We start from the raw sequence: 6,540 nt of genomic DNA, 5'->3' as shown, positions 1-6,540 counted from the left end.
CCCCGGCTCCGTCACCATCAGTCGCGGCCTGGAACGCCTAGCTCCCGCAGCAGAGATGCTGCGCGTCCTCAGGGAGAATGGGCTCGTAAGATGAGACCAGTGCTCAGGGCCGTGCCTGGTCCGGGTCCCGGGGCGGACAGCCCTGGGTGGGGCCTGGGGCAAAGCCCCAGCGCGGCGTCTTCGAGGCCTACGCGTCGTCCGGGTCCCCGCTGAAAGCCCTGCATACCTGCAAGATCGCGATCGCTCCCCACGGATGGCTGCCTGCCGCGCTGCACCTTGGTCCCCGCCCATGCGTCCGCCGACCTCGGGCGTTGTGAACGGCTGCTCCCTGGGCGCGTCCTCCGCCCTACGGCGCCGCAGGCGGCCCGCTGCGCTCACCTGCACCTGCTCGACGGCGCGGCAGGTCCCCGAGCGTGCTCCGGAGACGCCGCCCTGCGGCGCTGCAAGTCTCCCTCCGCGAGGCCGCCTCCCGTTCTACGATACCGCAGATCCCCGCGTGCGCTCTGCGCCCCCCGTCCTGCAGCGCCGCGACCTTGGCTGGCAGGGGTCATCGCCCGTCTTGACCCTGACGGTTCGATGAACTGCGCATCGCGCAGTTCATCGAACCCGCGTCCAGCGCTTGCGCTGGTCGGGGCCCAGGGGCGGACAGCCCCGGTGGGGCCTGGGGCAAAGCCCCAGCGCAGCGCCCCCAAGAGGCGACCCACGGAATCCTTCTACGGGCAGAACTCCTGCGTACAGACGCCGCCGATGGGCGCGCAGATGCCGCAGCTCTCGTTGCAGCAATACTCGCCGGGGCCGCAAATGTTCTCCCGGCAGCGCACCCCGCCCGGCTCCGGGCGGCCCCACGCGCTCCTCAGGCAGCCGCAGCCACATTCGTCGTAGAAAGACCTGGACCCCGGCTCGCAGCGGAACAGAATGGCTGCGCATCGGTCAGGGTCTCGGGAGACGTAGCGTCGCCGCGGGTTCGCGCAGCGGGCGCCCGTCGGTTGTCCCGGAACACATACGCCGATGCAATCCGCGCCGCCTCGGGCGGGATCACAATCGTCGCCCGGCAGATCGATGCACCGCAAGTTGCCGGGACACCGGAGCCCCGCGAATCCGCCGCAACGCGGGAGCCTCGCGAAATCCTGGATGGAGAGCGCGTCCTTCGCCGCTTCGAGGTCCTCTTCTCCATCCGCGGCCGTGACGGGGAGGCCCGCCTCGAGCTCGTCGTCCGTTGGTTCGCCGGCCACGCAGGCGCTCCCCATGATCGCGGCGCCGAGCGCGAGCCCGAGCAACGCAAATCCCTTGGCCCACATACGGTACCTCCCTTTCACGTGCGGGGGCACCCCTCGGACATGCCGAGCGACGCCCCCAAACCCCCTCGGGGGCCGCTCGGGGAGACGAGTGGATCCCCCCATTTCCTGGATCGAGCACGACGCGTACCGTTCCCCGTGCGTGCATTCGGCGCCCGCGTGTTCAGGAATGGCACAGCGCGCGCGACACGGTTGGCAAATCGGGCGACATGGGAGAGCCGATTCGAGGGCGCTTCCATTGACACGGCATTCCGTCACCCAAGGAAACGATCGAGGTGAACCATGAGAAAGCGCATGGGGGGGACGATGCTGGCCTGCATGATCGGAGCGGCGTGCGTGCTCGCGGGGGCCTCGGCGCGCGCGGAGGCGCGCGGGGCGCCGGGGAGCGAGGCGCGCGCGGGGACCTCGGAGGCGCGAGGCGCCCTCGCCGCCGAGCCGACCCTGTGCGCGCGCTGCATGCGCGGGTGTCTGCGCGGCGATTATCGATGGTGGCCGTTCAACTGCGAGACGCTCTGCGCGGTGCTCCTGTGCCGGCCCGAGCGGTGGGTCGGCCCCGACGGCGAGGGGACGACGCGCGTGGTTCAGCCCTGAGAGGGCCGTTTTTCGAGGGCAGAGGCCGTGCGCGCGAACGTGGCATTTCCCTGGAAACACGTGACCGAGGACCCGCGCGGATCCCACGGATGGTAACGTGATACGTCGACGGGCGCCTCGCGCACCGTGGTCCCCTCGGGGGTCGTGACATACGCCGTCAGCGCGTGGGTCACGTCGTCGGCGAGCAGGCGGCTCGAAAGGACCTGGAAATGGGCGCTCCACGCGCCGTCCTCGGCGCGGTTGCACCATCCCTCGGCGATCGAGAGCGGGGCAATGACGTCACACACGGCGTCCGGCGGCGCTCGCATCTCGCAGGCCCGGCCCTCGGGGGTGATGTCGATGCAGGGTTTGCCGTCGAGGAAAAGCTCGATGTGGTGGGCGTTCTCGCCGCCGGGATTCGAGACGAGCGCGTCGAAGCGGACGACGAGGCTCGTGAAGCAGCCGTCGCCCGGCGCCTCCGCGTCGCGCGTGGGTTGGGCCTGCGAGCCGAGCGAGACGAGCAGAGCGACGGCCGCGGCGAATGACGTTCCATGTTCGTACATGTCCCCTGCGCATACCAATTTCCATGCCGGTTTCCGTCCGCTCCTTACCGTTTGACAGGCAGGCGCGCCGGCGCTTTCATGCCGCCGCTGGAAACACGACGATGCCCGATCCTGCCTCGCAGCTCCTCCCGTACGACCAGATCAAGCAGCAACTCGACGTCGGCGCCGTCGCTTGCCTCGCGTCCGCGAGCCCGGATCTCGTCAACGCGCAGCTTCCTGCGATCTCCTACAAGAAGTCCACGATCACGATCGAGCTTTCGTTTCAGAGCCTGCCCAAGGAGGCGTTTTTCCCCATCGTGGACGTGCTCGCGCAGTACTTCCGGTACTTCACGGAGTTCCGCCGCAGCTATTTCGGGGTCGTGGTCGTCGCGGATCATCACAGCCCCTTCGAGCGCCGGATGTCCGACCGGAAGAAGCCGGGCGAGGCCCCCGAGCTCCCGCCGCCGATGAAGGTGACGTTCCGGTTCGACCCGAAGGGGCACGGCGTGGTTTCGTTCGAGAAAGAGGCGCTCCTCTTGCAAGAGGAGATCAATTGTATCCTCGACGTGCTGCGCCGATATGCCTTTCACACGGGCGACGCGGCGAACGCGAGCTCGCCCAAGCAGAAGCTCGCCGAGCTCGGCGCCGTCGTGTTCGAGGCGAGCCCCGCATTTTCGGAGGATCGCATCGCCGGGTACGAGCGCACGAAGCGCGAGGTGCGCGAGACCATCGTCCTGCCGCTCCTGCACCCCGAGATCTTCATGGCCGTCGGCGAAATGGCCCGGACGCGGCCGGGCGCGAGCGTGCCGCGCGCCGTGCTTTTCGAAGGGCCGCCGGGCACGGGCAAGACCACGATGGCGCGGATCATCGCGAGCCAGAGCGGGATCCCGCTCGTCTACGTGCCCGTCGAGTCGATCATGAGCAAATGGTTCGGCGAGTCGGAGAAGCGGCTCGACCAGATCTTCGACCGGGCGGGCGCGCTCCCGCGGAGCATCGTGTTCCTCGACGAGATCGACGCCTTCGCCGGCTCGCGCGATCGCGCGATGCACGAGGGGACGCGGCGGATCCTCTCGGTGCTGCTCCGCCAGATGCAAGGGCTCGTCGATACGAGCAACGTGGTGGTGATTGGCGCGACGAACCGCAAGGACGACCTGGATCCGGCGCTCCTCAGCCGCTTCAATCTTTTCGTCCATTTCCCGCTCCCGGACGCGGAGGAGCGGGCGGCCATCCTCGCCTATTATGCGAAGCACCTCGGCCCGGAGGAGCTTCGTTCGCTCGCGGAAAAGGCCGAGGGGCGATCGGGGCGGGAGCTCGAGGATGGGTGCGGCGTGGCCGAGCGGATGTGGGCCTCGCAGATCATCGCGACGAACGCGAGCGTGACGCCGCCCCCGGTGGAGACGTACGCCACGGCGTTTCGGTTGAAGTTCCGGGGATCGGAAAAAGGCGGGGTTACTTGACCTTCGGGCAGGCCTGGAGATCGGACTCTTTGAACTTCTTGCCGTTCTCGATCTCCTTTTTCGTCTCGTCCACGTTGATCTGCGTGGCGTCCTTGACGGTCGCCCAGGCGGCGTCCTTCGCGGCGAAATCGGTGAACATCGCGACGGCGCTCTGTTCGAGTTCGAGCTGCTTCTGGAGCACGGCGATGTAGCCGTCGTCGGCCTGCGTGAGCGCCCCGCAGCCGTTCTTGAGCTGCTCCAGCGTCACGCTGGCCGTGTCCTTCTTGTACTTGGCAACGAGCGCGTCGTACGCCTCGGCGGCCTGCGTGCGCGCGCCCATGGCGATGACGGCTGCGGCGAGGCGCTGGTTGCGCACGAGCTCGTACTGCGCGAACGCGATCGGGGGCGGGGCGCCCTGGAACAGGCCCTCGCGCGCGGAGCTCAGGAACATGAACGTGTAGGGCGCCGTGAGCTCGGTCGACGTCGTCTTCAGCGGGAGCGCGGCGACCTTCGGTTGCAGGCACGCGGCGACCTGCGTCCCGTTCGGATCCGTCGGCGGCTCGATCGTCACGGCCGGCGCGGCCGTCTGCGTGAGCTTGACCTGGGCCTTGAGGAGGACCGGATCCGCGCTCTTCCAGGGTTCATAACAATCGCAGAAGCTGCCCTGCGCGAGCCGGATCGCGCCGGTCACGTCGGAGGCCTCGCTGACGCCCATCTTGACCGTGGGCATCACGCTGGCGATGTGTTTGTATTGCACCTCGGCGGTCACGCTGTTCGCGGCCGCGGCTTTTTTCTCCCACTCGGGGGCCGTGGCGGCGAACTTGTCGACGGCGGCCTTGATGCATTGCTCGCCGGCGGGCGTGACGTTCTGGCCGGTGATGGCGTGCGCGAGCTTGCCGCCCGAGAGGGTGGTCTTGAGGGCGAGGTTCGTCTCGTCCGCGGGGCCGCGGTTCTTCGGGTCGACGAGGCATTCCATGACGAACGGCCGGGCCGCGACGAGCACGCCGGTGAGCACCTCGCCGTTGATCTTCTCCGGCAGGGCGGGCGCTTGCTGGAAACAAACGCCGAGATCGATGGGGATGATGTTCACGATGCGCTGCTGCGTGGAGACCGGGCCCGTCGGGCCCTGGGCCGGGCCGGTCTGCGATGCGCCACCACACCCGAGCCCGAGGCCGAGGGCGAGGAGCGGTAGAGCTTTGCGGAGGTGGATCATGGCTTCTTCCAGGTGGTTTTACCGGCGTCCTGCCGGCGGGCGCGGAGCTTAGCGGATGGGCTTGGCAGGGCACAAGCGCGGCGGGCACGATTCTGCCATCGTCCGCTCCGGCGGCCGGAGGGCTGGAAAGGCTCATTTTTCCGGAACCCGCGCGCCTCCTCGGACGTCTGAGCACTTCGGCCCGGGGGATCACCGGGTGGATCGGACGGAGGTTTCGGGCATGGACGCTTCGAGGCGCGAGGGCAGGGGGCAGGGCGAGGGGCCGGCGGGCGAGGCCCGGGAGGCCCGCGGCGGGGCCGGTGTCGCGCGGGTCGCGCTCGTCCTCGGGGCGGCGCTCTCGGTCGTGGCGGGGCTCGAGTGCACGCCTTCGCATCGCTCGTCCTCGAAGAAGAACGCGCCGCTCATCACGGCCGAAGAACGCCCGCGGTTTCCACGGAGCCCGCACGCGCACCCGCGCTGGTCCTGGCCGGGCATGGCGCAATTCCAGTCCGCCTACGAGCAGGCGGATCGCCAGGCCAAACCCATTCGCCTCGTCCAGGGCCGTATCGTCAAGGAGGTGGACGGTGGTCACGTGGAGGTCGACGACGTGGTGCTCTCCGTCGAGCGCGAGGTCGAGGCCGAGACGTACGCGCTGCGTGTCGAATTCGCGGAGACGGACGACGCCTACAGCGAGGCGCGCCTCGGGAGCCGTTCCGGATGGATGCTCGTGACGGGCTCGATGGAGCGGGCCGAGGCGGGCGTGCCGTTCGTCTTCGAGAAAGGCGCGTCGCGGATCCGGATCGAGCCGGCGTACGTCTCGCCTGCAGGCCGGCTTTTGATGGAGGCGCTCGACGCCTGGGCATACGTGGCCGCGCTGCTCGCGACGGATCCGCCGGTGTACGACGACGAGCGGGCCACGGACGAGGAGGAGGCGGGGGCGAAGCTCGCGGCCGCGCGGGCTGCGGGCGACAAGGAAAAGGCGCTCTCGTATTATCGGATCTGGCGCCCGATGGGGCGCTGCTCGATGGATTCTCGGCCTGCGCAGGTCGCGCGCGAATATGCCGATCTTTGTTACGACATGGGGAAGCTCGGCTGTTTCCTGCAGCTCCAGCTCCGGATCATGGGGGATCAGTTCGACCGGGTCGCCTATTCGAGTTATGGCGAGGCCGCGCACGCGACCGAGGCCGAGCGGCTCACCGAGACCGGGCTCGACGTGGATACGTTCCTGCTCGGCCTCGTGATCCGGTTCGGCGGGGTCTCGCGCGAGGGGGAGCTCGGCGGATACCGGCTCGTGCGATCGATCAAGGAGTCGGGGCGCGCGGCGCCGATCGCCGCGAGGCTCGCGGCCTGGGCGGAGGATGCCACGCTCGACGAGTACAATCGGCTCACGGCGACGCAGATCCTCGCGCTGCTCGAAGACGACGCGGCGCTCGCGGACGAGGAGGAGCTGCCTCCGATCGCGCGGTTGTGGCTCGCGCGGCATCACGCGAAGAAGTAATCTCCCC

Annotated in this window: 6 protein-coding genes; 3 read left to right on the top strand and 3 right to left on the bottom strand. The window is 69.0% G+C overall.

From position 1 onward, the window contains the following. Positions 1–713 precede the first annotated feature (713 nt). The gene (locus E8A74_RS54075; RefSeq protein ID WP_211365446.1) at positions 714–1,298 is read right to left on the bottom strand and encodes a hypothetical protein; all 585 of its coding nucleotides are present in this window, start codon (positions 1,296–1,298) and stop codon (positions 714–716) included. A 279-nt stretch (positions 1,299–1,577) separates the two neighbouring features. On the opposite strand from E8A74_RS54075, the gene E8A74_RS25625 reads away from it, so the two are divergent. Next, positions 1,578–1,886, top strand: a complete 309-nt coding sequence (locus E8A74_RS25625; RefSeq protein ID WP_136931699.1) for a hypothetical protein — start codon at positions 1,578–1,580, stop codon at positions 1,884–1,886. Here E8A74_RS25625 and E8A74_RS25620 read toward each other — a convergent pair. Next, positions 1,877–2,428: a hypothetical protein gene (locus E8A74_RS25620; RefSeq protein ID WP_136931698.1), complete on the bottom strand. Its 552-nt coding sequence runs from the start codon at positions 2,426–2,428 to the stop codon at positions 1,877–1,879. The two genes, E8A74_RS25625 and E8A74_RS25620, sit on opposite strands and share 10 nt — an antisense overlap. Positions 2,429–2,529: 101 nt before the next feature. Between E8A74_RS25620 and E8A74_RS25615 the strand changes: the two genes are divergently transcribed. Then, complete coding sequence (locus E8A74_RS25615) at positions 2,530–3,864, top strand: ATP-binding protein (RefSeq protein ID WP_170229360.1); 1,335 nt, start codon at positions 2,530–2,532, stop codon at positions 3,862–3,864. Here E8A74_RS25615 and E8A74_RS25610 read toward each other — a convergent pair. Beyond that, a complete protein-coding gene (locus tag E8A74_RS25610; protein WP_136931696.1) occupies positions 3,857–5,056 on the bottom strand; it encodes a hypothetical protein in 1,200 nt (399 codons plus the stop codon). The two genes, E8A74_RS25615 and E8A74_RS25610, sit on opposite strands and share 8 nt — an antisense overlap. A 220-nt stretch (positions 5,057–5,276) precedes the next feature. Here E8A74_RS25610 and E8A74_RS25605 point away from each other — a divergent pair, with 220 nt between their 5' ends. Then, positions 5,277–6,533, top strand: coding sequence for a hypothetical protein (locus tag E8A74_RS25605; RefSeq protein WP_136931695.1), 1,257 nt, complete (start codon positions 5,277–5,279; stop codon positions 6,531–6,533). The last annotated feature ends 7 nt before the right edge of the window (positions 6,534–6,540 follow it).

Origin of the sequence: Polyangium fumosum, assembly GCF_005144585.1 — a bacterium.
In the GTDB taxonomy this organism is placed as follows: Bacteria; Myxococcota_A; Polyangia; order Polyangiales; family Polyangiaceae; genus Polyangium; species Polyangium fumosum.
Note: the sequence above shows the minus strand (reverse complement) of the source record. Positions and strands in the feature narration are given on the sequence as shown.

Coding starts and splice junctions, on each gene's coding strand:
- E8A74_RS54075 (WP_211365446.1), bottom strand. CDS start 1,298: ATGTGGGCCAAGGGATTTGCGTTGCTCGGGCTCGCGCTCGGCGCCGCG.
- E8A74_RS25625 (WP_136931699.1), top strand. CDS start 1,578: ATGAGAAAGCGCATGGGGGGGACGATGCTGGCCTGCATGATCGGAGCG.
- E8A74_RS25620 (WP_136931698.1), bottom strand. CDS start 2,428: ATGTACGAACATGGAACGTCATTCGCCGCGGCCGTCGCTCTGCTCGTC.
- E8A74_RS25615 (WP_170229360.1), top strand. CDS start 2,530: ATGCCCGATCCTGCCTCGCAGCTCCTCCCGTACGACCAGATCAAGCAG.
- E8A74_RS25610 (WP_136931696.1), bottom strand. CDS start 5,056: ATGATCCACCTCCGCAAAGCTCTACCGCTCCTCGCCCTCGGCCTCGGG.
- E8A74_RS25605 (WP_136931695.1), top strand. CDS start 5,277: ATGGACGCTTCGAGGCGCGAGGGCAGGGGGCAGGGCGAGGGGCCGGCG.